25 protein-coding genes and 3 pseudogenes are annotated in these 26031 nt (G+C 68.5%); 11 read left to right on the forward strand and 17 right to left on the reverse strand.

Annotated elements, in window-relative coordinates; all coding sequences use genetic code 11:
* Positions 1 to 10: 10 nt before the first annotated feature.
* Together HB370_RS38025 and HB370_RS38030 are read left to right on the forward strand one after the other, a co-directional pair.
* Positions 11 to 856, forward strand: coding sequence for a DUF317 domain-containing protein (locus HB370_RS38025; RefSeq protein ID WP_030792918.1), 846 nt, complete (start codon positions 11 to 13; stop codon positions 854 to 856).
* Between the two features lie 148 nt (positions 857 to 1004).
* Positions 1005 to 1802 (forward strand): DUF317 domain-containing protein, encoded by a 798-nt coding sequence (locus HB370_RS38030; protein ID WP_030792920.1) that lies wholly within the window; start codon positions 1005 to 1007, stop codon positions 1800 to 1802.
* 146 nt (positions 1803 to 1948) lie between these two features.
* On the opposite strand, the gene HB370_RS38035 is transcribed toward HB370_RS38030, so the two are convergent.
* Positions 1949 to 2452 carry a hypothetical protein gene (locus tag HB370_RS38035; protein WP_030792922.1) on the reverse strand — a complete coding sequence of 168 codons (504 nt, stop codon included), beginning with the start codon at positions 2450 to 2452 and terminating at the stop codon, positions 1949 to 1951.
* A 220-nt stretch (positions 2453 to 2672) separates the two neighbouring features.
* Between HB370_RS38035 and HB370_RS38040 the strand changes: the two genes are divergently transcribed.
* Together HB370_RS38040 and HB370_RS38045 are read left to right on the forward strand one after the other, a co-directional pair.
* Positions 2673 to 2879, forward strand: a complete 207-nt coding sequence (locus tag HB370_RS38040; RefSeq protein ID WP_078637788.1) for a hypothetical protein — start codon at positions 2673 to 2675, stop codon at positions 2877 to 2879.
* The gene (locus tag HB370_RS38045) at positions 2860 to 3282 is read left to right on the forward strand and encodes a DUF6233 domain-containing protein (protein WP_030792924.1); all 423 of its coding nucleotides are present in this window, start codon (positions 2860 to 2862) and stop codon (positions 3280 to 3282) included. Before HB370_RS38040 ends, HB370_RS38045 begins: the two co-directional genes overlap by 20 nt.
* Before the next feature lie 496 nt (positions 3283 to 3778).
* On the opposite strand, the gene HB370_RS38055 is transcribed toward HB370_RS38045, so the two are convergent.
* From HB370_RS38055 to HB370_RS38080, 6 genes are all read right to left on the reverse strand, one after another.
* Complete coding sequence (locus HB370_RS38055; RefSeq protein ID WP_037703137.1) at positions 3779 to 3979, reverse strand: hypothetical protein; 201 nt, start codon at positions 3977 to 3979, stop codon at positions 3779 to 3781.
* Positions 3980 to 4026: 47 nt separating this feature from the next.
* A complete protein-coding gene (locus HB370_RS38060; RefSeq protein ID WP_030792927.1) occupies positions 4027 to 4947 on the reverse strand; it encodes an NUDIX domain-containing protein in 921 nt (306 codons plus the stop codon).
* A 71-nt stretch (positions 4948 to 5018) separates the two neighbouring features.
* On the reverse strand, positions 5019 to 5612 hold the full coding sequence (locus HB370_RS38065; protein WP_051816150.1) for a GNAT family N-acetyltransferase: 594 nt from the start codon (positions 5610 to 5612) through the stop codon (positions 5019 to 5021).
* Positions 5609 to 6622, reverse strand: a complete 1014-nt coding sequence (locus HB370_RS38070; protein WP_051816151.1) for an ATP-grasp domain-containing protein — start codon at positions 6620 to 6622, stop codon at positions 5609 to 5611. Before HB370_RS38070 ends, HB370_RS38065 begins: the two co-directional genes overlap by 4 nt.
* A gap of 85 nt (positions 6623 to 6707) precedes the next feature.
* Positions 6708 to 7796 carry a DegT/DnrJ/EryC1/StrS family aminotransferase gene (locus tag HB370_RS38075; protein WP_208974481.1) on the reverse strand — a complete coding sequence of 363 codons (1089 nt, stop codon included), beginning with the start codon at positions 7794 to 7796 and terminating at the stop codon, positions 6708 to 6710.
* 83 nt (positions 7797 to 7879) lie between these two features.
* Positions 7880 to 8887: a dTDP-glucose 4,6-dehydratase gene (locus tag HB370_RS38080; protein ID WP_030792940.1), complete on the reverse strand. Its 1008-nt coding sequence runs from the start codon at positions 8885 to 8887 to the stop codon at positions 7880 to 7882.
* Between the two features lie 239 nt (positions 8888 to 9126).
* On the opposite strand from HB370_RS38080, the gene HB370_RS38085 reads away from it, so the two are divergent.
* Complete coding sequence (locus tag HB370_RS38085) at positions 9127 to 10506, forward strand: hypothetical protein (protein ID WP_030792943.1); 1380 nt, start codon at positions 9127 to 9129, stop codon at positions 10504 to 10506.
* 63 nt (positions 10507 to 10569) lie between these two features.
* On the opposite strand, the gene dpgB is transcribed toward HB370_RS38085, so the two are convergent.
* Both dpgB and dpgA read right to left on the reverse strand, forming a co-directional pair.
* Entirely contained in the window at positions 10570 to 11241 is a 672-nt protein-coding gene (gene dpgB / locus HB370_RS38090; RefSeq protein ID WP_030792946.1) for an enoyl-CoA-hydratase DpgB, read from the reverse strand.
* A complete protein-coding gene (dpgA, locus tag HB370_RS38095) occupies positions 11241 to 12362 on the reverse strand; it encodes a 3,5-dihydroxyphenylacetyl-CoA synthase DpgA (protein WP_030792949.1) in 1122 nt (373 codons plus the stop codon). The genes dpgB and dpgA overlap by 1 nt, the downstream gene beginning before the upstream one ends.
* Before the next feature lie 1134 nt (positions 12363 to 13496).
* On the opposite strand from dpgA, the gene HB370_RS38100 reads away from it, so the two are divergent.
* A complete protein-coding gene (locus tag HB370_RS38100; RefSeq protein WP_157855653.1) occupies positions 13497 to 14048 on the forward strand; it encodes a VanZ family protein in 552 nt (183 codons plus the stop codon).
* 38 nt (positions 14049 to 14086) lie between these two features.
* Here HB370_RS38100 and HB370_RS38105 read toward each other — a convergent pair whose 3' ends face one another.
* Positions 14087 to 15115: an ATP-dependent DNA ligase gene (locus HB370_RS38105; protein WP_051816152.1), complete on the reverse strand. Its 1029-nt coding sequence runs from the start codon at positions 15113 to 15115 to the stop codon at positions 14087 to 14089.
* 488 nt (positions 15116 to 15603) lie between these two features.
* On the opposite strand from HB370_RS38105, the pseudogene istA (HB370_RS38110) reads away from it, so the two are divergent.
* Positions 15604 to 16695, forward strand: a pseudogene (istA, locus tag HB370_RS38110) (IS21 family transposase); the annotation flags it as partial.
* A 265-nt stretch (positions 16696 to 16960) separates the two neighbouring features.
* Complete coding sequence (locus HB370_RS42255) at positions 16961 to 17212, forward strand: hypothetical protein (RefSeq protein WP_244405814.1); 252 nt, start codon at positions 16961 to 16963, stop codon at positions 17210 to 17212.
* Positions 17213 to 17222: 10 nt separating this feature from the next.
* On the opposite strand, the pseudogene istB (HB370_RS38120) reads toward HB370_RS42255, so the two are convergent.
* Positions 17223 to 18009, reverse strand: a pseudogene (istB, locus tag HB370_RS38120) (IS21-like element helper ATPase IstB).
* A complete protein-coding gene (istA, locus tag HB370_RS38125; protein ID WP_030792964.1) occupies positions 18006 to 19424 on the reverse strand; it encodes an IS21 family transposase in 1419 nt (472 codons plus the stop codon). Before istA (HB370_RS38125) ends, istB (HB370_RS38120) begins: the two are co-directional and overlap by 4 nt.
* A 177-nt stretch (positions 19425 to 19601) precedes the next feature.
* On the opposite strand from istA (HB370_RS38125), the pseudogene HB370_RS38130 reads away from it, so the two are divergent.
* A pseudogene (locus tag HB370_RS38130) lies at positions 19602 to 20042 on the forward strand (IS21 family transposase); the annotation flags it as partial.
* The gene (istB, locus tag HB370_RS38135) at positions 20039 to 20803 is read left to right on the forward strand and encodes an IS21-like element helper ATPase IstB (RefSeq protein WP_030792970.1); all 765 of its coding nucleotides are present in this window, start codon (positions 20039 to 20041) and stop codon (positions 20801 to 20803) included. The pseudogene HB370_RS38130 and the gene istB (HB370_RS38135), both read left to right, overlap by 4 nt.
* A 6-nt stretch (positions 20804 to 20809) precedes the next feature.
* Here istB (HB370_RS38135) and HB370_RS38140 read toward each other — a convergent pair whose 3' ends face one another.
* Positions 20810 to 21271 carry a hypothetical protein gene (locus HB370_RS38140; protein WP_051816153.1) on the reverse strand — a complete coding sequence of 154 codons (462 nt, stop codon included), beginning with the start codon at positions 21269 to 21271 and terminating at the stop codon, positions 20810 to 20812.
* Between the two features lie 342 nt (positions 21272 to 21613).
* Complete coding sequence (locus HB370_RS38145; protein ID WP_157855654.1) at positions 21614 to 22021, reverse strand: hypothetical protein; 408 nt, start codon at positions 22019 to 22021, stop codon at positions 21614 to 21616.
* Between HB370_RS38145 and HB370_RS38150 the strand changes: the two genes are divergently transcribed.
* The gene (locus HB370_RS38150) at positions 22014 to 22748 is read left to right on the forward strand and encodes a TetR/AcrR family transcriptional regulator (protein WP_051816154.1); all 735 of its coding nucleotides are present in this window, start codon (positions 22014 to 22016) and stop codon (positions 22746 to 22748) included. The two genes, HB370_RS38145 and HB370_RS38150, sit on opposite strands and share 8 nt — an antisense overlap.
* A gap of 565 nt (positions 22749 to 23313) precedes the next feature.
* On the opposite strand, the gene HB370_RS38155 is transcribed toward HB370_RS38150, so the two are convergent.
* The 3 genes from HB370_RS38155 to HB370_RS38160 form a co-directional block, all read right to left on the reverse strand.
* Complete coding sequence (locus HB370_RS38155) at positions 23314 to 24018, reverse strand: CE1759 family FMN reductase (protein ID WP_030792982.1); 705 nt, start codon at positions 24016 to 24018, stop codon at positions 23314 to 23316.
* Entirely contained in the window at positions 24015 to 24143 is a 129-nt protein-coding gene (locus tag HB370_RS42555; RefSeq protein WP_280117780.1) for a hypothetical protein, read from the reverse strand. Before HB370_RS42555 ends, HB370_RS38155 begins: the two co-directional genes overlap by 4 nt.
* A gap of 345 nt (positions 24144 to 24488) precedes the next feature.
* Positions 24489 to 25673 carry a CE1758 family FMN-dependent luciferase-like monooxygenase gene (locus tag HB370_RS38160; RefSeq protein WP_030792985.1) on the reverse strand — a complete coding sequence of 395 codons (1185 nt, stop codon included), beginning with the start codon at positions 25671 to 25673 and terminating at the stop codon, positions 24489 to 24491.
* Positions 25674 to 26031 lie beyond the last annotated feature (358 nt).

A 26031-nucleotide genomic window follows, 5' to 3' on the forward strand; every position in this document is an offset into this window, starting at 1 on the left:
CAGGAATCCCATGCCGCCTCATACCGACGCCCCCGACGGGGACGTTCACGTCTTTCCGCGCTACCTCGCCTCAACCACCGGGACGGGCGGTCCCGCCCTGGCCCCCCTGCTCCAAATCGGCTGCAACCTCCACCACGACGATCTGGGCAACGCCTACCTCACCGCGCCCGATCACACCGTCCGCCTCGGCTACCTCCCCGAGAGCGAGGACGACGGCATGTGGCGCATCACCGCCTACGAAGACCCCTTCGGCCCGCCCCTGTGGGGTGTGTGTTTCAACGAGTCCTGCCCGACGGAGTTCGTCACCGCGTTCACGACCGCCCTCGCCGAGGCGTACCGGCAGGGACCCATGAACTACCTGACCGGCCCCGACACCACGGACAGGGTCCCCGACCCCCTCCCGGTGATCACACCACTGCTCGCACACGGCTGGCGCCTCGACCATCCCCACTGGGACGCCTTCGCTGTCCAGTCACCCGACGAACTGGCCACCCTCCAGTACGCCACCGGCGACCTGGACCCGGAAGCCGAGCTGACCACCCGTAAGGCCCGCTGGGAACTGTGGGCCGGCCCACCCGACCTCCCCTACTGGTACGCCACCGCCAGCACCAACACCCCGACCGTGCTCCTCAAAGCGGTCACCGAGTGCATCTCCGATCCAGCACCCCTGCCCCGCTGGCGCGAGGAGACCTTCAGCTATGTCGAAGGCAAGGCTCAGCTGACGCCCATCCGCCCACCGGCTCCCAGCCCGCTCGACGTCCAGCGTGCCGCGATCCGGCGCCCGGCCACGCGGCCCGCAGCCAGCGTCCCGCGCTGGAGCACCACCAGTCGGCCCACCACCGGAACACGCCGATAACCCGGCCAGGAGACCCGTTCGGCGTGCACGCAGGACCCTACGGCCGGCCTCATCGCGCGAGTGGCACCGGTTCCGCCGACCGCCCACGGCGTACGCCGCGACCGCTGATCACGACGAACACCAGCCCGACAAGGACACCTTCCCCTTCATGCCCAACCTCTTCGAAACCCTCGGACCCGACGCGACGGTCTGCGTGCTGCCCCGCTACCTGGCCGGCTCCGGGCCGCCCGACCTCCGCACTGCCTGGCCTTTCCCCTTTGACGAGGACTGGACCCTGCACCAGCCCGAAGAAGGGACGGCCGTGGCGAGCAGCCCCTGTCTGCGGCTCCGCGCGGGATACGTCACCGCCCCTGGCAGTCCCGGTCGCGCTCAGTGGATCACCGCAGCCCACAAAGATCCGTTCGGTCCGGCCACCTGGCAGATCACCTTCGACTCCAGCACCCCGGTCGAGTTGGTGCACGACGCCCACGCAGCTCTGCTCGATCTCTACCGCGAAGGCCGCGACAGCTTCTCAAATGCCTTGTTCCGTTACTCCCTAACGCAGTACGGCGCCTACGCACCGCTTCTCGCCCGCGGCTGGTCCCACGTTGTCGACACCGGGGGCACCCAGTTTTTCACCGCCCCTGACGATGCGTGCGGCCTTGAGCACAGCTACGCCCCCTCCTCGCCACCGGAATCCCCCGACCCGGTCTGGAAAGCCTGGGGAGGCCACTGGGAGAACCCTCACTGGACCGCGCAGTTCACCCGGTTGACCCCCACCGACGTGGTCACGGCCTTCACCACCTCCCTGCTCTCCGCCGAGCCGGTCGAACGCACAATGAAAGACATCCCGCACCGCAGCCGCTATGCGGTCAAGATCGCGGCGGCCACAACGCCAGCGCCGAACAGGTTGCCCGCCCCGGTCGCTACGCCGCTCCCGAGACCGGCAACGAACCGAACTCGCTGATCCGCCGCCCTGCCCGGCCGCAGGACACCGCCGACCACTGAATCAAGCACAGCCACGCCCCCGGGATCCGCCCTCGCGGCCCGGGGGCGCGGTCTTGTGCAGTCTTCCCGGCTCGGGGATAGATTCCGTCCCGCCGCAGCAGCTGGTCAGTCGATGGCGCGGCTGAGCATGGACAGCAGCCCGCGCTCACATGCTTCCGGCCCGTCGACCTGGTCCACGAAGTCGGCGATCAGCGCCAGGGCACATCCCATCGCACGCGGTTCGCTGTCAGGGACCGGCCCGGCCTGGTCCCGCCAGGCCACCGGATCATGCCCGTCGAAGACCGCGGTCACGACCTGGCGCACGATCGGCAGGTCGGACGGCTCCACGACATCGCCCCACTGGCCGACCTTGTCCATCAGCGTCTGGGTGAACCGCTCGGCGAAGCCCTCCCCGCCCAGGCGCCCGCCGCCCACCAGGCGCAGCGCACCGCCGATCAGCCATACCGTCCCCCGGGAAAGCTCCCCGGCACCGTAGAGGGCCGTGGCCGCCGCGATGCGCTCGGACAGGGCCGGCCAGGCGCTCGGCTGGTCTGGCGAGCGCAGGATGCTCACCTGGTCCCACGCCGCCTGCACCGCACCGACCTGGACCTGTGCACCGCTCGTCGTCATGGCCGCCGAGCGTAGCCAGGCGTACAGGTCCTACGGGCGGTAATGCCGTCAGCAGACCCGAAAGGGGGGGGCGGCCATCCGTCCCGGCCCGGGAAACAGGGCGCGCCCCGGGCAGAAGGCGCTCGGGACGCTCGGCCCCCGCCGCGCGAGACCCCAGACACCTATGCCGGTCACGGTCAGCCGGGATGCACAGAAATCGAACAAGTGATTGAATCCGGCCATGAGCACGATCCCGAACGACCTCGCCCGCGCGCAAGAGGAGTGGCATACCGCCTACCGTCAGCTCGCCGACCGACCGTGCGCCGCGCTGCGCCGTCGGCTTCTCCGCCTGTCGACGCAGCCGATGTTCCATCCGTACTGGCAGAGCCGGAGGCAGGGGGCCTGGGCAGCGCTGCACGGTGCACGCCATGACCGAGCTGCCTCCTGACCCGCTCCGCCTTCGGGCGATCCTCGCGCACCTGGAACGGCAGGTCGCAGAGAACGACACGGTCGGCCACTACCTACGCCTCCAGCGCGATGCCGTGCGGCAGGCCCTGGCCCGCGCCGAGCAGCCGTCCCCCCGGCATCAGCGGCCCGCCCGCCCGGTGAAGGGTGCAGGTCCCCTGCCCGCCCTTGCGTCGACGCATGTCGGCACCGGCTTCGTCGTACAGCAAAAACGCACCCCGACGGGCCCGGAGCCTGCGCTGATCCACCTCTCGGACTGCTCCATGATCGAGGGCGCGCCACACCGGATCAGGGCAGATGAAGCCCGCGCCGCGCTCACCGACCCCAGCGTCACCGCCTGTACCTTCTGCCGCCCCGATACCGACCTCGGTATCGATCTGGCGTGATGGATCACTGGTTGGGTGCCATGAGACCTATGGCCGGATATATTCGTACACATGGACAGTGTTCTTGGGCGTATCGACCCGGCGGTGGACCGGACCGCCGCCGCGCGCCTGCTGGGCTGCTCACCCGACGAGGTCGGATACTGCCCACGCTGCCAAGGGCTCACCTGCCGATACGGCCGCGAGGCCCAGGTCATCTGCCCGGCCTGCCGAGCGGTTCAACCTCCCTCGGCGGCCGGTGTCCCGAGCTGAGTGGCGAACACGCCGAAAGTTACCCGCTGCGCTGACGGTCTTCTTGACTCGGCGTCGTCGTCTGCTTCACCCGGTCGTCGGGTGCCCGCCGAGGCCGGTACCGGTGCCGGATGGCACTCGGGAGTACAGCTTCTACGGCCACCCGAGGGGCTGGTCACGGCTTCCTGCTCGACAGCACCCTGGTGGTGCGAGCCCTGGACGGTGATGCCGTGCCGCTGACAGGCCGGCTTGTCGCTGCGGAGTGAGGCTAGAAGAGGGCGTCCTGGTCGGGCTCCTGCCGGGGCAACTCAGCGACGTCCTCGCCGCGCCACTTGGCTTCGAGGTGCTTGCGCCAGCCCTGCGGCGGGGGATGCGGGATGCCCCACTCCGCGAGTTGCTCCCTCGTCCAGCCGCCGTTCTCGGTCATGGCGGCGGTCACTTCATCGGGGGAAGGCACGTAGTTCGGCACGTGCTCATCATGCCCGTCTCCAGTCTGTTCTGACCCCGCTGCCGGGTCTAGGCCGGTTCGGCGAGGCGTGCGTGGCGTTGGACGAGATCGAGAGTTCCTCCACCGAGACGGAGGCGGGACACGGTGGCTGGGGGAAACCAGGCGAGCATTACGCCTTCCGTGAGAGGAAGCCGGGACGGGTCGCCTTCCCAGAGCGCGGCGAAGATCCGGACCGGGACGGTCAGGCCGTCTGCGTCGCGGACTTCTTCGTCCAGGAACGCCTCCAGCCGCTGGGGAGCGATACCCGCCTCCTCCTTCAGTTCGCGCAGGATCGTGTCCTGCGGAGTGTGGTCGCCGGGCTCGTGGCCGCCGCCGAGCAGGGCCCAGCACCCCGGAGTCCAGATGCCTTCCCGCATGTCGCGCAGGTGCAGCAGGTACTCGCCGCGCTGGTTGTAGATCAGCGCCGAGGCGTTCAGCGGGGTCACCTGGCCGTCCAGACCGGTTACCTTGGCCCTCAGCTCCGCAAGGGCGACATCCGCTGCGGGCTGCCAGTGGGCTGCGGTGCTGGGGGTGTGGGCGAGGTAGAACGCGAAGCGAAGGTCGGCGATCGGTGCGCCGGGTGCCCGGCTGTTCGCTCCGGGGCCGGGTGCGATGTCGATGGGAGCGCGGACGTGTTGCGGCGTGAGGCAGAGATCGCTGGTGGGAATGCCGGTCTGCTCGTGTACGGCGCGCAGGGCGGTGGCCAGTGGGCTGCGGTCCCCGTCCCGTGGTTTGGCGCCCGGCAGCCCGGTGCTGGCGGGGGCGTTCGGCGCGTGCAGGATGCGGCGGGCGCGGTCGATGACGACGGCGCTGCACGTCACCAGTACCGGGTCGGGCGTGCTGTGTGCGACGTCGAGGGCGGCGGCCACGGTGGCCAGGCGGGCGCTTTCGGTGGGGTGACGGAGCAGATACGAGTCGAGGAGGGTACGCAGATCGGTTCGGCTGAACACAGGTAAACCTCGGGGGTGACGCGGGTGATGGCGGCAGGTCGGCAGGTTCCGGAATCGTCGCACGACCGTGTTCACGATGGGGTGGGAACGCGCTGGCGGGGGTCGGGGTCGGTGGCCAGCCGGGCGTGGAGGTGGGAGTCGTAGCGGGTGCCGGTGTGGTCGGTGGTGGCCTGCCGCATGGTGCCTTCGAAGAGGAGTCCGGCCTTGGCCGCGACGGTGCACGAGGCCGGGTTGTTGGTGGAGTGGTGCAGGGCGATGCGGTGGAGCCCCATGCCGTCGTGGTCGGTGGGGCTCAAGGCCCATCCGGCCGCTGTCAGCAGGGCGTTCGCCGCGAGGCCCCGGCCGCGGGCCCATGGGGCGATCCAGCTGCCGACTTCGGCGTTGCCGTTGTGGATGCGGCGCAGGCCGATGTAGCCGGTGAGGTCGTCGGTGTGAGGATCGGCGATGGCGAAGTCGGGAACGCCCTCGGACCAGGCCGCCAGGCGGGTGCGCAGCCACCGGGCGGCGCGTTCGTCGGCGGGGAGGCGGTGGAGGTGGGCCCCGAGGGCCCAGCGGAGGATTTCGGCGTCAGCGAGGGCCTGGGCGACGAGCGGCTCGTCTTCGGGGGAGAACGGACGCAGCACCAGTCCGGTGCCGGGCAGGCGAGCGGGCAGTCGGGGCGTCACGGGTGGCTCCTCGAAGGCCGTTGGGGCCTGGGCTGGGTGGACAGTTCGGCGACGTACTTGGTGAGGTGGACGCCGGGCCGGTAGGTGAGGCGTTGGTGGTCCACGGGAAGTCCGAAGAGTCCGTTGAGCATCTGGCCGACCAGGTCGGCGCCGGCGGCTTCGCTGAGCCGGAACCCGGCGGCGAGACGGTGATTGACCTCGGTGATCACGACGGGGGCGGGGTGGCCGGTGGTGATGAATCCCTGCACGTCGCAAGGGCCGACGGCTCCGATCGCCGCGAGGGTTACTCTGACGAGCTGTGTGGCCTGTTCGTGGTGGAAGGTGGAGGCGACCATCGACATGCCGCCGTGGACCAGGAGCCGGTGGTCCAGGATGACGGAGGCGTGGCCGTCGCGGTCCACCAGGCAGTCCGCGCTGAATTCCTGCCCGGTGATGCGCTCCTGCACGATGGGGTCCGCGACCAGCTCGCACAGCACCGCCGCTTGCCGATGGGTGTGGCAGAAGTGGACGTCCTTGGAGCCCTGCCCCCGGCGGGGCTTGACGACGAGCCCGCTTCCCTCGGGCAGCGTGTGCAGGTCCTCGGGCCGGGCGGTGAGGGGGGTGGGGATGCCCTGAGCGGTGACGGCCTGGTGGAAGAGGGCTTTGTCCAGGGTGGTGGCCGCCGTGCGGGCCGCGGGCAGCCACGTCCGGATGCCCGCGGCGTCGAATTCCTCGTGCATGTCGATGAGGAGGGGGAGTTCGCGTTCGACGCCCGAGATGATCGCTTCGGGGCGGAACGCGGTGAGCAGGGCGCGCAGATCGTCCTGGTACTGCGGGCTGTCGGCGCGGGCGACGAGCCGGGAGGTGATGCCGGCAATGATCAGTCCTGGGGCGAGGGGGTTGGAGTCGGTGCCCAGCACGGTGTGGCCCGCGGAGGCCAGGCACGCGGCGAGGTCGAGGCCAGGCGCTCCGCCGACGCCGGTCAGAAGTAGACGCCGACGGGGCACCGTGGTGTCAGGGGACGCGGTCATGTCCTGTTCCTCCCAGGTGATGTAGGAAAGGCGGCGCCGACGGCGCCAGGAAGAGGCGGAGCAGCCGGCGCCCGGGACGCCGGGGTCAGAGGACCTCGTTGGTCAGGGCTTCGAGGAGGGCGGCGGCTGTCCATCGCGCGTCGTCGGGGGCCATGGCCGGATGGAACGGCAGACTGAGGATCTCCTTGGCGGCCCGCTCGGTAACGGGCAGGGGCCGAGTCCACCGCGCGAAGGCGGGTTGCAGGTGGTTGGGCGGGTAGTGGACGCCCACGCCGATGCCCCTGTCCCGCAAGACCTTATGGACGCGGTCGCGGCCCGGGACGCGGACCACGCAGTTGAACGGAACCGCGTCGGACCCCACATCGACAAGGGTGACGCCGGGGGCGCCGCGGAGGGCTTGCGCGTATGCGTTCCACAGGGCGATCCGCCGGGCCGCGACCTCGGTGAACCGTGCCAGCTGGACGCGGCCGACCGCCGCGTTGACGTCCGGCAGGACGCCGCGCAGGCCCGGCCCCTGCACGGTGTAGGTCGTGGTGCGGATGCGGTCGGCCTGGGAGCTGGTGATGCCAAGGCAGCGCATCTGACGCAGGGCCTTGGCTTCCTCGCTGGTGCGCGGCACGGTCGCCCCGCCGACCAGGGCCGTCAGCTGCTTGATCGGCCCGAAGGAGTACACCGTCGTGGCCAGCCCCTTTATCCGCCGGGACCCGAACGCCTGCGCGGCGTCCTCGATGATGTGGATGTTCCGGCGCCGCAATTCGGGGGCGATGGTGTTGAGATCGACCGGCCGCCCGCCGTAGAGGACCGGCACGACCGCCCGTGTGGCCGGGGTGATCGCCTCCCGTACGGCTGCCGGCTCCACACACAAAGTGTCGGGGGCGTGGTCGATGAAGCGGGGAGCGGCACCCAGGGCCACGATCGGCTGGATCGTGGCGGCGAACGTCTGGGAGGGGACGATCACCTCGGTGCCCGGACCGACACCGCACGCTTGGAGCGCCAGGTGGATGCCCATGGTGGCGGAGGAGACGGCCACGACGTCGTCCACCTCCAGGTAGTCGGCAAGCTCGCGTTCGAACGCATCCGCCTGGGGGCCGTGGCCGTACTGTCCGGCCTCCACGGCCCGCGCCATGGCGACGGTCTCCGGGCCGTGCAGGTAGGGGCGCGCGTTGTGTCGCACCGCAGGGGGCGGTGCGCCGGTGCACGGAAGGGACATGGGCTCTCCGTAAGTTATTGTCCGACCCCACACGGGCCCGGTCGGGTTCACGCAGACAGGGCCGAGCGGGACGTCAGCGCGCGGGCCAATGGCGAGTCGACCTCGTGGTGCGGAGACGTCCACCGGTCGGGGTGGGCCCGGTACCAGTCGACGGTCTCCAGGAGTGCTTCTTCGAAGACGCGGCGCGGCTGGTATCCCAGCCGCGTGGCCTTGGTCCAGGTCATGGCGTAGCGCAGGTCGTTCGACGGGCGGTCGGGAATGAAGTCGACGCGGTCCCAGCCCGCGCCGCAGGCGCGCAGGATGTGTTCGGTGAGCTGTCGGCCGGTGAGGTCGGTGCCGCCGCCCAGGTTGTAGATCTCGCCGGGCGTGCCGTGGCGCAGGACGAGGTCGATGCCGGCCGCGTTGTCGCTGACGTGGAGCCAGTTGCGTACGTGTTCGCCGCAGCCGTGCAGTCCGACTCGTTCGCCTTGAAGCAGCCGGGTCACGAACCGTGGGATGACCTTCTCCGGGTGCTGATGGGGGCCGTAGTTGTTCGAGGAGCGGGTGACGCACACCGGCAGGCGGTGGGTGGCGTAGGCGGACAGGGCCACCAGGTCGCTCGCGGCTTTGGACGCCGCGTACGGCACGGTGGGCCTGAGGGGGGCGTCCTCTGCTGCGGAGCCCTCGGGCAGCGGGCCGTAGACCTCGTCGGTGGAGACGTGTACGAACTTGTTCAGCCGGTGGCGGCGCACGGCGTCCAGGAGGAGCTGGGTGCCCAGGACGTTCACGGTGAGGAAGTGGCCGCCGGCGAGGAACGAGCGGTCCACGTGTGACTCGGCCGCGAAGTGCACCACCGCGTCGTGGGTCGTCACCAGACCGTCGACCAGGTCGCGGTCCAGGATGTCGCCCTCGACGAACTCCAGCCGGTCCGACTGGAGTACCGGGCGCAGGTTCTCCAGGGAGTCGGCGTAGGTGAGGGCGTCCAGGACCGTCACGTGGTCGTCGGTGGTGGACAGGACATGGTGGACGTAGTGCGATCCGATGAACCCGGCGCCGCCGGTGACAAGTAGACGCATGACGTTCTCCTGGGTGGGTGGGATGAGCCCCCGGGGTACCGCGGTCGGTCCGCTGCCGCGGCAGCCGCTCGCGTGTCAAAGCCGGGGTGCTGCACCAGCGTCCCGGCCGGCGCCCCGGCCCGGGAGGCTCACAAGGGGGCACATCTTTTGCCACCCCGCCTCGCGTCGGGGCCGGTGGGTGGACACTGAGTCCCCGCCGAGACGCACGAGCGGAGCGCCGGGGGTCACGGGAGGCACAGATGGCTGTGGAAACGGGCAACCCGTTACTGGCAGGGCTGATCGCTGAAGCCGGACTGAGCAACAAGGAACTGGCCCGAAGGCTCAACGCACGGGCCATAGCGGCCGGGGAGGCGGCGAGTTACACCCATACGAGCGTCAAGAACTGGACCGACCGTGGTATTCACCCCCGGGATGCGATAGTCCCCTTCATCACCAGCATCCTGGGCGAGGCGCTCGGGCGCCCTGTGACCGAGGCGGAGATCGGATACGCCTCCAAGGACGCGCGCCGCCGGCCGGGAAACCTGTTCCCCCGTGACCCGATCGAGGCGCTGCGGGGAGTCGCCGACTTCTGGAGCAGCATGGACCGCAGAGAATTCCTGAGCGGCAGCACGTCGGCCTTCGCGGCCTCGGCGTTCATGTCCCCGGTCACCCGGTGGCTGGCCGTACCCGCCGACCCCCCTGTGTCCGGCCTCGCCGGCCGCCGGATCGGCCGCGCCGACGTCAACGCGCTGTGGCACGCCGCGGCGCTCGCCCGCAAACAGGACTCCCGGTTCGGAGGAGGAGACTGGCGCACCAGTGCCATCGCCAGGACACTGCGCGTGCACGCGGGCCCCATGCTGCGCGGCACCTACTCGGACGAGATCGGGCGAAGGCTGTTCACGGCGGCAGCGGAACTCTCACGCGCAGTGGGCTGGGCGGCCGTGGACATGAACCATCAGCAGGCCGCGCAGCGGCACCTGACACACGCTCTGCGGCTCGCGCGGCTGGCCGGTGACGTACAAAGCGGATGCTACGTGCTGTCAACGATGGCCCTTCAGACGTTCCTCGCCGGTTACCCCGCGGAAGCCGCCGACATGGCGGAAGGCGCCTACGAGCGGGCCCGCCACGTCGCGGCGCCGCGCGTGCTCGCCTTCGCCAAACTGGCCGAAGCCCGCGCGCACGCCCGCGCCGGGCACACTCAGGACGCCGGCGCGGCACTCCACCGGGCCGAGACACTGCTGGACCAGATCCGCCCCGAGAACGATCCGCCGTGGCTCGCGTACTTCACGCACGCCCGCCTCGCCTCCGATGCCGTCGAGACCCACCGCGACCTCGCCCAGCCGCAAGCCGCGCTCCGCTGGAGCCGGGAGGCGGGCGCCATGAGCAAGGACCAATTCACCCGGGCCGTGGGGCTGCGCACCGCCGTGATGGGAGCCACCTACATGCAGACCGGAGAACTGGAGGCGGGCATCAGCAGCGGGCATCAGGCCGTGGACATCCTCGCCCCCGTCCAGTCGGTCCGCGCCCGGACCTACGTGGCGGATCTGCTGGCCGCGGCTGGCCGGTGGAAACGGCATCCGGGCATCAAGGAGCTGGCCCTGCGCGCGAACCGGGAGATGCGCGTGCCTCTGCCCGCCTGACGCACCGAGCGCCCGGCGCCCCGCAAGGGGGCCGGGCGCTCGTCCAAGCGGCACCGGGACCGCTCAGGCACCGTCCGTCCGGCGGCGCAGCACACGGTCACAGGCCGCCAGATGCCCGCCGAGGGCTGCCTCGAACTCGGCCCCACTGCTTTGCAGCAATTCCCGCCGGATCGCGAGGTCCGGGCCCCACACGCCGGACAGCCGCCCGACGAGCCGGCCCGGGTCGGCCGCCGGCTCCTGCGCCACCTCGTCCACGAGACCGGCGGCCAGGGCCTGCTGCGCCCCCACCGGCTCGCCGAACAGCACCGCCCGCCGCATCACGGCCCGCTGGGACAGGCGGCTCATCCGGTACAGCGCCATCCCCGGCCAGACCTCCCCGGCCGCCACGCAGGGCACCAACTCCACCGTCGGATGCGCGATCCGGTAGTCCGCCGCCAGCGCCGCGTCCAGCGCGACCCCGGCACACGGCCCCCACATCGCCGCCACCGAGGCGGCCGGCAGCCGCTCCAGCCGCCGCAGCACGCTCTCCCACTTCGTCAGCAGAGCGATGTCCGGGACGGAAGCACCTGGGGTGCCACCACCTCCCCGGGTGCGCAGCACGACGAGGGCCGCTTGGTGGTCTTCAGCCCGGTCACACGCCCCGCTGACGGCCGCGACCAACGCCGCGCTCAGCCCCGCCGTCCCGTCGACGTCGACTTCCAGCACCTCACAGGCCCGCCTGGGCTCCCGCTGCATCACGCCGCCCCCTCCCACCGGACCAGGGCCGCCTCGATGGTCGAGCCCGGCCCCATTGCCATGAGCACTCCGAAGTCGCCCGCCCTGGCGGCCCCCTCCTCGACCAAACGCTCGTAGGAGAACAGCACCGAGCCGCTGGAGAGGTTCCCGTAGTCGCGCAGCACCCCCATGGTGTGCCGCACGTCGTCCCGGGTCAGGCGCAGGTTCACCCGCACCGCGTCGATGACCTTCTTGCCTCCCCCGTGCACCAGCCAGTGGCGCACAGCGCTGCGGCGCAGGCCGGCATCGGCGAGGAGACGGTCGACGACCTCCTCCACATGCGCCCCGATGACGTACGGGATCTGCGGGTCCAGGAAGAACGACAGCCTTCCCCGCCGGTCGTCCCAGTCGTAGCGCATCGCGTCCACCGCCGACGTGATCACCAAGCTGGCCGACGACAGCAGACGCGGCACGAGCCCGCCCTCGTCCTTCCCTTCCCTCGCAGCGCCGGCGGGCCGATAGGTGAGGGCCACGGCGGCGGCACCGTCGCCGAAGAGGGAGTTGACCACTGCCGTGCGCATCGTGGAGTCGAAGACGTATGCAGCCGAGCAGACCTCGGCACACAGCACCACCGCGACAGCCCCCGGGTTGGCCACGCACCATGGCCTGGCGGCCATCAGACCGTTCATGGCCGCGTGGCAGCCCATCCCCACGATGTCGAGACGCTGGACGGCCGTCGGTAGCCCCATCTCCCGCAGCAGTAGCGCACTCAGCCCGGGAGTGAGCAGCCCCGTCGTCGACACACAGCACAGGTAGCCCACCTGCTCAGCGACGAGGCCGGCCCGGTCCAGACAGGTACGGATCGCCCGGCTGCCCATGTCGAGCGCCGTCCGCCGGTGCTTGTCCAGCAGGTCGCCCGGGCTCTCCACGACCGGACCACCGGGGCCCGGGTCGGGGAGCGTCAGGAAGCGGCGCTGGATCCCGCTTGATCGGAACAGCCTGACCACCTTCGGGTCAGAGACAGCGAAGTGGTCCAGAAGGTCTGACTGCGAATAGCTGCGGCCTGCCACGGCCGTGCCGACCGACCTGATCGAGGGAGCCGGGAGATGGCCACTGTTCCTCAGCGGCCGTGAAACGGTCATCGAAGCCTCCTGCGAGCCAACGAACGAGAACCGGCGCGGCTCACACGGGCGAGCCACCAGGGGACCGACACTGCCTCGCCATCTGCGCCTGGGATAAGGCTCACGAGGGGGCACATCTTCCGTTCTCCCGCCCAGCCACGTCGGCGGGCAGGGGGCAGCGTCTCCGTGGGCTTCTGCGCCCGCGGAGTCGCTGCGCGGCTGGCAGTACGCCCTTGCTGTATCCCCGCCCGCTGACATGCCCGGGGCTCGCTCGCTGCCAGGGCACCGAGAGCCAGGTGGTGGGGCACCGGGCTCAGCCGGTGGCTCCGGGTGTACCCGCCACAGATCAGTGGGGATGTCTCGTGACCGACCTTGGGCTGGCCCGGTCATGACGGGGTGAACCAGACGAACCCGGTGCAGTGCATGTCGGCGGCTGCTGGGAGGAAGAGAAGAGCGGCTTCTGTCGGCCAGCCTCCCGCGTTCAAATACGCGACGCTGCTGCGGCCTCAGGCAGCGGTCCTTCAGGGATGCCGCCCGGACCACGACGTGACGTGACTAATTGCTACATGCACTTTGGCTTGATCATGCTCGGAGAAGTGCTGTGCTGATGGTAATGTCATCTCGACCGCAGGACTAACTAAAACCGGGGTTTCTTGTGCGCAAATCTACCTTTGCGGTGTCCGCTGCTGCCGCATTATTCGCTGTTTCTATCATTGTCGCCCCCAGCGCAAGCGCGACCGCTGAGGGCTGCGGAGATCTGTCCAATGGGCAGCTGTGTATAAAGCACCCATCGACGCCCGGCGGTACTTACACGACGGAATACTCCAAGCATTCCGGCGGTGATGTTGAGGTGCAGCTGGGATACCAGTCCCGGTACAGCAATAAGATGCAGCCGAAACACTTCGACACCGGCTGGTTGAACGCCAAGCATGGGGATATCCTGAGGAAGGGTCGGTACCTCACGCTGGACACGGGGTGGTGCATTCGCGCGCTGTTGAAGACCCACAGTGACGAGTTCGTGAGCAAATGGTACTGCCTGAAGTAGCGGTGGGCGCGTGCCGCTGAGCGCGACCAAGGGTTGACCGCTGTAGGTGCTGATGGTGCTATCCTTCGCACCTACAGCCTCCCCGCGCCAGTGCATCAAGGGATACCTTCGTGTGGCAAGTAGTCCTTTACGTTTCACCTGTCAGTTGCTTAGCGGCGGCCGTATTGGCAGTGCTGCTCTGCTTTCTCGCCGAGTTCATTGCGGCTCGGCGTCCTGATGTCATCAGAGTAGCCTCTGGCTTCTTGTTGACCCTTTGGGTGCTACTCGTGCTCGCCGCCACTGTAATTCCTGACGGGCCGCCGACGGGCGGATTCGATCAGATTTACTGGCTCCCTGGCGAAGGGCTCATCTACGGGACAGACAATATGGGGTCCAACGAGATCTCGATGATTTTCAAGCAAGAGGCGGCGAACGCGGTTATGTTCGCACCCATTGCGATCCTCGCCTATTACGCGCTGCGTAATCCCTCTCGCCTGCTGGTGTTGGCTGGATGTGTGGCGTTCAGTTGCGGCATTGAACTGATCCAGTGGTTGGAGCAGGCAGGTAGAACGGCAGACGTTGATGACCTGATGTTCAACTCGCTCGGTGCTGCGTGTGGCCTTGCCGCCATCTCTATCGCCTCGATCGTCATACCGCGAAAGCGTCTGCGCGTTCGCGCTTGATCGTGCCATAGGCAGAGCACGCAGAGGCTATCGCGTCACTACCCGCTATATGGTCGAATCTCTTGACCGAGCTTTTCGCCAAGTTTCTCGAACCTCGGCACTTGCATTGGATGCATCTCCGTCCGGATCCGCATGAAACGGACCGGGTGACGGTACCGGCCCGCGTCCAGCGCTGTGTCCGCGATGAACTCCGCCACCAGCTCAGGCTTCACGGGACGGTATGTCAGCTCTCCGCGTGTTCCCCAGGCGGCAGAGAAGCGGCGGCCGGCCCATGGGTGATCCGCTGTGGCCGGCGTCAGATGCTCGGCCAGCTCCCGCCGGACGCTGGCGGCCAGGGAGGTGGTTCGTGCGACCAGCCGGAGGTCGTCGGAGGCGTCGTACCGTCCCAGCAACAGGCTCAGCGGCCCCGTCAGAGAGCCGGTGACCCCACCGATCAACGCTTCCGCGGTGACTCGGGCGCGTACCTTGATCCACGCCCTCTTGCGTGGCAGACATGACTGGTTCAGGCCCTTGAGCACCACACCTTCGATGCCTGCGTTTCCCCAAGCCGGGTTGAGCCAGTCTTGTGCCGTCGCCCGGTCAGCCGTGGCTGGACAAAGCGTGAAGGGCGCGTTGAGAACTCCAGTGGCGAAGAGGGATTCGAGCCGGGCGCGCCTGTCCCGGTAGGGCAGCGACATCAGGTTGGTGCCGTCTGACTCCAGTACGTCGAAAGTGATCAGGTAGGCGGGGTCCGCTACAGCGGCCTCCTCGGCGCTGCGACCTCGGTGACGGGCTCGGCTCTGGAGTGCGGCGAAGTCCAACCTCCCTTGATGGGGGACAACCAACTCACCGTCCAGGACGAGGCTGTCACCGAGGGCCCTGGCTGCCCGGGCAATATCGGGGAACGCCCGGGACAGGTCCGCGCCCTGGCGGGACTGCACCATCACAAGATCACGACGGGCGAAGACGATGGCACGGAACCCGTCGGGCTTCTGTTCGGCGACGATGCCTCCGGGCAGGGCATTGGCCGGCGGCAGCTGCCATCGAGCCTCAGCGAGCATCGGATCGATGGGAGGAGTCAGGGGCACACCTCCACCTCTACTCGCACCTCACCCGCCCCGCGCGCTGAAAACCGCTTCGGGACACCGCACCCGACCTTGCCCTGTTTTTGGCCGTCTCTTCGCGGGCTCCCGCACGACTGCTTCGCTCTGTGTAGGTTCTCACCGCTCGTGGCACAGACTGTGCTCGCGGGCCAGCCCTTCTTACTCTGTCTCAGGGCGGCGGCACAGATGCTCAGTCGGATGAACGTGGCATTTCCTAACGGCTCATTGATCAGCTCGGTATAGGTGCGACCCTGTTGCCGACCCGAGCGGGGCGCCGTGTGTCGACGATCAAGTTTTTCCCATGTCGGGCGGTTTGAGCGTCATGTAATTCCCCATGTCGAATTCTCCTAATTGGCCATGGGTAGCGCGGAGGTCGGGATCGAGGGACCTGGTCGTCGCGGAGCTGCTCATGTTCCTCGTCCCGTGGTTCGGATGGCCGATGGGCAGCCCGGATGGCGAGGAGAACGTTCGTCGTGGTCGACATCACCGAGATCTACGTCCACTGGTACGCGGGTCGCTCGAAGAGCGAGCTGGCCGCGTCGCTGGGAGTGGACCGCAAGACGGTCAGGAAGTACCTGGCCCCGGCAGAAGCGGCCGGGATCAGCCCGGGAGGGCCGCCGATGAGCGAGGCGGACTGGTCGAAGCTGATCAAGGAGTGGTTTCCCGGGCTCGTCGACAGACGGCTGAGGCAGGTAACCTGGCCGGACATCGACCAGCACCGCGACTACATCAAGAGCCTGCTCGGGACGGTCACCGTCTCGACGATCCACCAGCGGCTTCGTGACGAGCACAAGCTTCAGGTGTCGATCTCTTCATTCCGCCGTTGGGTGCACGCGACACTTCCCGATGAGGTGGCGAAGTCGCAGGTCACCGTGTTGCGGGACGAGATCGAACCCGGATCGGAGGCCCAGATCGACTACGGATTCCTTGGGCAGTGGATCGACCCGCGGTCCGGCAAACGCCACCGGGTCTGGGCGTTTGTGATGGTCCTGCCCTGCTCGCGGCACATGTTCGTCCGGCCGGTGCTGCACCTCGACCAGCACGCTTGGACGGAAGCGCATGTCGCGGCCTTCCGCTACTTCGGCGGCGTCCCACGCCGGCTCGTCCCGGACAATCTGAAGACCGGAGTCGACAAGCCCGACCTTTACGATCCGAAGATCAACAGATCCTATGCCGAACTCGCCACCCACTACGGCGCGTTGGTCGATCCGGCGCGGGCTGCGAAGCCGAAGGACAAACCCCGAGTCGAGCGGCCGATGCCCTATGTCCGCGACTCCTTTTGGCGAGGACGCGAGTTCACCTCGATCGAGCACATGCAGGCCGAGGCCGTGACCTGGAGTCAGCAGGTCGCTGGCCGACGGAAGTGCCGGCCGCTGAGCGGGGCCGCCCCGATGACCGTGTTCGAGGCGCTGGAGGCCGCCGAACTGCTGCCTCTGCCTCCGACCCCGTTCGTGCTGGCCCGCTGGTCGACGGCCACGGTCGGACCGGACATCCACATCAAGGTCGGCCGCACTCTCTACTCGGTGCCCTGGAAGCTGATCGGCCGCAAGGTCGACGTCCGCTCCACCGCCACCATGGTCCATGTCGGCGTACTCGCCTATGTGCAGAGCCGCGTACGGATGAACGTGCAGAGCAAGGAGACCTGTGAAGCGCGGGCGTCGTGGTTCGAGATGATGGAGCGTGTCTCTTCGCTATTTCAATCAGACTGGCTGGACCGCGATCTTCAATGGCACCGACACCGAGGTCGGCCGCATGGTGCGCGTGGAGGGCTGGGACCAGGCGACCGGGACGGCCCTGGTCGTCGATCCCAAGCGTGGTGCCCTGCGTGCGGTGACTGACTACGAGGACTTCTCCCACCTGGAGCGAGCTGACCAGGTCGTGGCCGCGGTGCCTGGCGGAGGGTGGCGGGTGCACTGGAAGGACGAGGGCCCGGGTGGAACGCCGCTGACGGAACAGGTGCTGGCCTGGCTCATCACGTCGCAGGGGCGTGCGACGGCCATCACGGTCGATGCCCAGGGGCATGTCGAGGATGCCGATGGAGCCGACGCCTTCATCCCGCCGGGCCAGGACCTGGGGTCCTGATCGCAGCTGGTCAGGCCACGTCGTTCTCTCGCTCGATGGCCTGGAGGCGGTTCTTCAGCCGGTAGCTGGGGCCGTTGATGGAGATCACTTCGCAGTGGTGGAGGAGCCGGTCGAGGATCGCGGTGGCCAGGACCTCGTCGCCGAACACTTGGCCCCATTCGCTGAAGGTCTTGTTCGAGGTCAGGATGATCGAGCCCTTCTCGTAGCGCTTGGAGATGACCTGGAAGACCAGGTTCGCTTCCGCTCGTTCGAGGGGCTGGTAGCCGACTTCGTCGACGACGAGGACGCCGGGCCGCAGGTAGGTGCCGAGCTTGTTCGTCAGGCGCCCGGTGGTCTCGGCGGCTTTGAGGTTGCGGACCATGTCGTCGAGGCTGGTGAAGTAGATCGAGTAGCCGGCCCGGCAGGCCGCGACCGCCAGGGCGACGGCGATGTGTGTCTTTCCGACCCCGGGCGGCCCGAGCAGGGCGGCATTCGCCTTGCCCTCGACGAAGGAGAGGGTGGCGAGGTCCTTGACCTTCCGTGGATCGAGCTCGGGCTGGAAGGAGAAGTCGTACTCGTCGAGCGTCTTGTGGTGCGGCAGCTTCGAGAGCCGCAGGCCCTGGCGGAAGCGGCGGTCGTCGCGGACAGCCAGTTCCTCGGACAGCCAGTTCCTCGGACAGGACCAGGTCGAGGAAGTCGAGGTAGCCCATCTTCCCCTCGTCGGCCCGCCGGATGTACTCGTTGATCGTTTCGGCCAGGTGGGGCAGGCCGAGCTTGCCGGCCGTGTTGCGGATGCGGGTGGAGACCAGCTCGCTCAAGACGTTTCCCTCGTGCTCGGACGGGTGGTGAAGGGGCGGGTTCCGGTCAGCTCGTCATAGACCGACAGCGGCCGGCGGCCGACCTCGACGCGGGTGGCTGCGGCCCGGTTCAGCAGAGCCCGCAATGGCCCTGATTCCTCGCCCCGAGGACGCTCACGACGGGGCTGCGGCAGAACATCCCCGGTGGTGGTCCGGCGTCCCTCGCCCGTGGGCAGGCCGTCCCAGTGGGCTTCCTCGACGACACGGACCCCGCGGCCGATCGCCCGCGGGTGGGTCGCCAGCAGGGTCTCGCCGCTGGAGTCGGCCATGGTGGAATGCAGCATGATCTGCGACTTCGTGGCCCGGATCTCCACTAGCTGCCGCGGGCGGACCCTGCGGGCGGGCACCGAGTAGAGGTTGCCGCCGAAGGCGACCAGGCAGTCCTTGCCGACTGGCCGCAGATGCCGCTCGGCCACCAGATACGGAGTCGGCGGCAGAGGCCGGAGAGCCACGTGATCACGGGCCGCCCGTTCTCCGATGATCTGCTGGTGAGTCCGGTGAGCCTGGGCCCGTCGCTGCGGGACCCAGGTGATGAAGGCGGCGTCCATCTCCTCGACGGAGGAGAAGGACCGGCCGGACAGGACGTGGTCGCGGACGATCAGAACCTGCCGCTCGACACGTCCCTTGCCTGTGGGCCGGTAGGCGGCCAGGACGTCGATGTCGAAGTCGTAGTGGCCGGCGAACCCGACCGCTTCCGGGTGCAGCGGAACCGCCTCGCCCGGGGCGACGTGGCGGCGGACGACGGTCTTCGTGCGGTCGTAGACGATCGTCATCGGCACCCCGCCGAAGTGCGCGAACGCGCGGCGGTGGCAGTCGAAGAACGTCTGCAGGTCCTGGCTGGTGGTGAAGCAGCAGAACGGGTCGCGCGAGTACGACAGCGTCATGTGGAAGGAGTAGACCTTCGGGATTCCCATGTGGGCGAGGATCTTGCCCTCGTCGCCCCAGTCCACCTGGGCCTGGGCGCCGGGGATCACCTCGAAACGGCGGTGCATGCCCGCCAGCTCATTGGGCGTGATGCCGAGTTCCTCGGCGATCCGGGGCCGGGCTTCCTGGACGTAGAGCTTGGTCCGCTGGTAGTTGCCGGTGAACCCGTACTCCGCCGCAAGGCGCTCGTGGATCACTGCGGCCTTCATCAGGATCTCGGCCCTCAGCATCGAGTCGACCAGCGGAGCGAACTCGTCGATCATCCTCGCCTTCGACCGACCGTTCGGCGACCGGCGCGGAGGTGCGGCGGGTCCGTCGGCTGCCAGGTATTTGCTGACCGTCCGCCAGTTCAGGCCCGTTTCCTTGGCGACCTCGGTCAGGCTCATCGCTCCGGACTCGACCAGACCACGAAAACGCCGTAGTTCCAGCCAGCGCTGCGGATCCAGGACCACGGCCACCCCATCTCTGCGACCTCGACCAACAGGCAGCAGAGTGCCGAATCCTCAACCTCAGCACATCAGGAACCCTGCACGTTCATCCGTACGCGGTCCTGCACGTTCACGTGTACGCCGACAGTCCAGGTCTTCCACGACGGACAGCTCGTCAAGACCCACGCGGCTCTCGACCAGGGAAAACGCACTGACAAGAGCGACTACCCACCAGAGAAGATCGCCTTCCAGATGCGCACGCCGGTCTGGTGTCGCGGCCAGGCATCCGAGATCGGCGACTCCTGCCGCGAGGTCGTCGACCAGCTGCTGGAAGTCAACGTTCTCTACCGGCTCCGCGCTGCCCAGGGGGTTCTCGGACTGCGCAAGAAGTACGGCGACACGCGGCTGGAAGCGGCCTGCGCCAAGGCCATCGCGGTCGGCGATCCGTCTTACCGCACCATCAAGGGCATCCTCATCGCCGGCACCGAGACCGATCCCGAGCCCGAGACCAGTGGGGACGCTGGAGCCGCGGCCTTCCTCCACGGCCCCGCCCGGCTCTTCGCCACCGTCGCGACCCCCGACACCACGGATGACGACCACAACGACCAGGTCCACGACGAAACCGAGGTGGAAACCCGATGACCGTGATGGACGCCGCCCTGCGGGAGTCACTCAAGGCCCTGCGACTGTCCGGCATGCTGGAAACCCTCGACGCACGCCTGGCCCAGGCCCACGGCGGAGAACTCGGCCACCTCGACTTCCTCCAGGTCCTCTGCCAGGACGAGATCACCCGCCGTGAGACTGTCGCCTTCCAACGCCGACTGCAGCGAGCCAAGTTCGAGCAGCAGGTCACGTTGGAGGAGTTCGACTTCACCGCCTCCTCGAAACTGCCTGCGGCCCAGATCCGCGACCTGGGAGCCCTACGCTGGCTTCACGCCGGCGAGTCGGTCATCCTCTTCGGACCGGTAGGGGTCGGCAAGACCCACATCGCCCAGGCCCTCGGCCACCTCGCCGTCCGTCAGGGCGCCCACGTTCGCTTCGCCAAGACCAGTCGCATTCTCGCCGACCTGGCCGGTGGTCACGCGGACCGCACCTGGGAGAAGCGGATCCGCGAGCTCGTTCGCCCCGACGTGCTCATCCTGGACGACTTCGCGATGCGTCAGATGTCCGCGGCCCAGGCGGACGACCTCTACGAGCTGGTCAGCGAGCGGCAGGGAAGGTCTCTGATCATCACCAGCAACCGGGCGCCCAGCGACTGGTATCCCCTCTTCCCTAACCCCGTCGTCGCCGAGTCGCTCTTGGACCGGCTGATCAATACCAGCCATCAGGTCATCATGAACGGCCCCAGCTACCGCCCGAACAAGCGCCCCAAGAACCGCACTGACAAGCCCTCAATCAAATGACCGGGATCAGTCCCACCAGTTGAACATCAGCTCGCCGACTGTGCTGGGACGCCAGTAACGCACCTGTTCCAGCTCTGCTTCGGCGAGCTCGCTGGTGTCAACCGTCGCCAACGGCGTGCTCAGTTCGTCGACGTCCAGCAGCCGGAAGCCGCCCCGCTCAAATGCGTCCGCCCAGGCCGGTGGGGAGGCGAAGTTCGTCAGGGGCACACCTGCCCGCGGTGGACTCGCCGCAAAGGCAACAACCGGGAGTACCTCGTGGCACAAGACGCTCGACCGAATGCCCGGGGCGGTAATCAGAGCCGCATGGAAGTTCGGCGTGACTCCGGCCGGCGCCACTTCGGCGACCGTGCCCCGAATCGATCGGGCCACGGCATGGCAGGCGGTTTTGAAGGCCACTACGTCCACCTGAGGCAACGCGGCATCGTCGTGCCCCCAGAACCCGGTGGCTCCTCGCGCGACGCGGATCAACGCACGACTCAACTCTCATCCCGTCCGTCAGGCCCTCTGCGGGTGCCACTCGACCGAGCCGAGTGATCACGCGCCGATTCTGCCACCCGTCGGAGTCCTCCCCGAGGGCCGTCTCAGTCATGAGGGTGGGGAATTACGTGAACTTACCCCTGGGGAAATACGCGATCGTCCACACCGTGGCTGCCGTCGTCCATGTCAGTGGGCGGCTGCTGTTTCGCGGTGCGGTCCAATCCCAGCCCTTTCTGGCGAGCGAGATCTGTTCTGAAAGGTTGGGCCCGGGTCTGCGCGTCAGGCTTTTGAGAGTACGGTGCACTCGGTGCGGGTCCCTCGTTCGTACTCGTGTTAAACGTATGCCCGGTCGAGGTCGGGGTTGTCGTTCCAGATCGGATGCTCCGTCCAGATGAAGCCGCTGCCATAAATACCATCGGTCTCCCTGTCGAAGGCGCGCAGCGCCTCGGCGGCCATCTCCGCATTGTTCAAGGCGTATTCGACCTGAGTGACGGTGGCGGCGGCGTCGCGCAGGTAATCCAGTTCAGCGGCGTAGGTGCGGCGGTCGTCGAGCGCGCCCCGGCGTAGCAGGAGCAGGCGGCGGGCCATTGGGGCTGGGTGGCGCTTGCCTGCCGGCTTCGTCGATGCGGTCGCCGTGTCGAGGGTGGCCTGCAGCGCGGCGAGGGATTCTTCTGAAAATAGCCACATGTCCAATAACTTTATGTGGTCAATGGTGTACTCATATGCTGGAGTCATGTCCACCGCGAGTCCTGTCCCGACCGACCCCCATCACGAGGAGCGTAAGGCTCCCTGCCCCCCGCGCCGCCGCGGCCGGCCCCGCAGCGACGAAGGGGGCTTTGACCGCGCGCATCTGCTGGAGGCCGCACTGCACGCCTTCGCCATTCACGGCTACCAGGGGGTCTCCATCCGGACACTCGCCCGGGAACTGGGCGTGAGCCACAACCTGCTCAACCAGCGCTTCGGCTCGAAGCAGGACCTCTGGTACGCCGCCGTCGATCACGGCTTCGGCTCCCTCACCGATGAACTCCAGCGCGTGATGACCGGCACCGGTGACTGGTACGCGCAATTGCATGCCGCCATCACCGCTTTCATCCGGCACTCGGCCCGCAACCCGGACCTTCTGCGCCTCGTCGACACCGAGGGCGCTACACCGAGCGAACGCCTCGACCACCTCGTCGACCGGTTTATCGCCCCGGCGACCTCTCCGCTGCGGCGCCATCTGCGGACGGCGCCCGACGGGGAGTCGCTTCCCTTGCGCAGCCTCCATTTCCTGATCACGCGGGGTGGAGCCGCTCTCTACTCCAGTCCTGCCCTGGCCCGCAGTCTGGACGAGGGTGACACCACGGATCCCTTCGCCGCCGAAGAGATCGAACAGCACGCGAAGTTCGTCGCCGACGTCATCGTGGAAGGTATCCGCGCCCGAACGTCGGGCGGAGTCAGCGCGCGGGCCGGTACCAGCGACGACTGACCGCCGGTACCGGTGGTGTGGGTAAAGGCCCGGGAGACCGACTGGATGGTCGGGTATCGACGGACGGGGTGGTGACGACGTCGCCGTACCCGCCTGCGGCCTCGCCGCCGTGGGGCGGGCGAATGCGTGAGCGATGAGGAACGGGCCGGGCCGAGCCGGAGAACACCACAGGCTACGTTGAGGGCGGCGGCGCGAGTGCCGCCGTGGCGACGCCAGATGTCCCCGCCGGCTCGGTCGGCGTCGAGGGGCTGCAGGAGACCACTGACGTCGGTCTTCCTGTCCGGCCACAGCCGCAGGGCGAAGGCAGGCCGCGCCCTGGGGCATCGGATCGGTGCGGGGCCACTTCGCACTGCGGCGACGAAACGCGGGGGTTCCCGGGGTGGCGTTGAGGTGAGCGGCGAGGTCATCGGCTCAGCCGGACAGCCTTTCCGTACCACACTCTTGTCGGCATCTTCCGGCTGACTGTCACCGAGGATCGTTGGGCGATTCCGGTGGTGGGGCAGCCTGTTGAGGAGGGGCCGGCGTCGGGCTGGGACAAGCAGAGCGGGGCCTCAGGGGGGCATCGTCACGGCCGGGCAGATCCACCGGTGGCCAGGCGCATGAGGTCGGAGTCGAAGTCGACCCCGGATACCTCGGTCGCCGCGCCGGCCGGCTGGGCACTGCTGCCGAACGTGTGCTGGTATCGCTTCCACGTGCCGTCGGTGATGGCACGCGCGACCCCGCTCTCCATCAGGGCGGCGAGCTCGGTGGCGGCCCGCTCGATGCGGGCTCCGAGCGCGGTGTCGCCCCAGTCCTCGGGTGCCGCGAACAGGGCGGTCGGGATGACCAACGCGCGCATGTACGCGAACAGCGGACGCATCTGCTCGTCGGGCACGAGGGCGTGGCGGGCGCTGCCGGCCGTGGCGGTCACGGCGACCGGCTTGGCGATCAGCACGTCGTTGTCGAGCAGGTCGACGAAGGCTTTGAAGAGGCCGGAGACGCCCGCCTTGTACACCGGAGTCGCGGTGATGACGGCGTCGGCGGCGGCCAGGCTGTCGACCGCCGGGCGCAGTTCGTCGCCGACGAAGCCGGTGATCGTGGCTTTACCGATCTCGTCGACCAGGGTGCGCAGCTCGATGGTGGTGACCTGTGCGTCGACGTCGTGGGCGCGCAGCAGGTCGAGGGTCTTCTGGGCGAGCCGGTCGGCCAGGAGCCTGGACGAGGACGGCTGGCTGACGCCTCCGCTGATGACGACGATGGAATGGGGTGTCGTGGTGTGGGTGGTGGTCATGAGCGGTGTGGGTCTTTCTCTTGTGAGGGCGATCCGGTCGGCGGTGCGGCGTCGGCCGGTCCGATCAGTGCGGTGCACAGCTCGCGCAGCCGCGTCGGCTGCTCCGTGTTCAACGCCTCGGTCATGGTCCGGACGATCTGAGCGCTGTGCCGCCCGCCGACGCGTTGCCGGAGTGCGCAGCCGGCCGCGGTGAGGGCGATGCGCTGCGCGCGGGAGTCCTCGGGCCGGGGCGCCGCTCAGCCGGCCAGGTCACGAGGCGGGAGATGCCTGGCTGGGGCAGCATGACCGGATCCTTGAACCGGGGCATGCGCGGCCCGGCCGGGGCCTTGGACAAGGTGTGGAGGACGTCGTAGTCGCGTGGCGCCGGCGCGCGTCCCGCAGGTCGTCCTTGGTGAACGCGCGGGCAAGGACGTCCTGCGCGCGGAAGAGACTCTCTCACGCCTCGACGGCGATGCGGGCGGCGTCGTCGCTCATGCGGTGGGGTGGACGGCGACCTGGCCGGGGTCGGTGTCCTGATAGGGGGAGGTGCCGGTGGTGTTGTCGCCGCGGTTGGGATTGGGGCGCGGCTGCCGGACGGGCCCGTCGCCGTACTTGGCCTGCACCAGGGAGGCATGGGTCGGCGCGGCGGGGACGCCCGGTGCGCGGCGGGAGGCCATCTCCTTGCGCAGGACGGGTACGACCTCCTCGGCGAGCAGGTCGATCTGCTTGAGCACCTCGCTCTGCGGCAGCCCGCTGCCGTCGACGACCCACAGCTGGCGTTGGTAGTCGCCGAACGTGTCGTGAAAGGTGAGGGTCTTGTCGATGACTTCCTGGGGGCTGCCCACGCTCGTCGGTGTCGCCCGCGTCCACTCCTCCAGCGGGATTTTGATGCCGTGCGGGCTGTTCTCGAAGTAGGGGCGGTAGTTGGCGTACGCGTCCTGGGACCGCTTCGCGATGTGTGCGTGACCGCCGAGGCCGACGATGGCGTCCTGGGCGCGTCCGTGTCCGTAGTGCTCGAACCGCTGCCGGTAGAAGTCGACCAGCGGTTTGAAGTGGCCGTTGGGCGCGAGGATGTTGTTCGCGAAGAATCCGTTGCCGTAGTACGCGGCCTGCTCGGCGATCTCCGGGGTGCGGATGGAGCCGTGCCAGACGAACGGCGGTACGTCGTCCAGCGGGCGCGGCGTGGAGGTGAAGCCCTGCAGCGGTGTGCGGAACTCGCCCTCCCAGTCCACGACGTCCTCGCGCCACAGCCGGTGCAGCAGGTTGTAGTTCTCCAGTGCCAGGTGCACGCCCTTGCGGATGTCCTTGCCGAACCATGGATACACCGGGACTGTGTTGCCGCGGCCCAGCATCAGGTCCAGGCGCCCCTTCGCCAGGTGCTGGAGCATCGCGTAGTCCTCGGCGATCTTCACCGGGTCGTTGGTGGTGATCAGCGTCGTCGACGTCGACAGGATGATGTTCCGGGTCAGCGCGGCGACGGCGGCGAGCAGCGTCGTCGGGGAGGAGTCGAAGAACGGCGGGTTGTGGTGCTCGCCGATCGCGAAGACATCGAGGCCCGCCTGGTCGGCGTGGTGTGCCATCTCGACGACGGCGTCGATTCGCTCGGCCTCGCTGGGGGTGTGCCCGGTGACCGGGTCCCGGGTGATGTCACTGACGGAGAAGATCCCGAACTGCATGTCGTCCGCTCATTTCTGTTCGATCGATTCACGCGCCGCATCGCATGACCGGCCGTGTTTCCGCACCTTCCTGGCCGCCCGGGTTCCGTGACTCATGGTCGGCAGCGGAAGTGCGCCGGGCCGGCGTGCTGCGGCCCCGCCGGGCATGTCCGGCGGGGGCCGATCCGCTGGGGCCTAGGTATAGGCTCCCATATATATTGACAGCTGACAATTTAACTTTTAACCTCGGGGGTATTCGCGAGTCGCACCCTGTCGCGGGCGCCCCCTCCCGGACCGTCCCGGGCGCCTGGTGATCCGGTGCGCTTCGACAGATGCGACGCCCTCGCTGAGCGGCGCGCTCACGGCTCGTTTCCGCCCG

It is taken from the genome of Streptomyces sp. DSM 40868, from assembly GCF_011820545.1.
Classification (GTDB): Bacteria; Actinomycetota; Actinomycetes; order Streptomycetales; family Streptomycetaceae; genus Streptomyces; species Streptomyces eurythermus.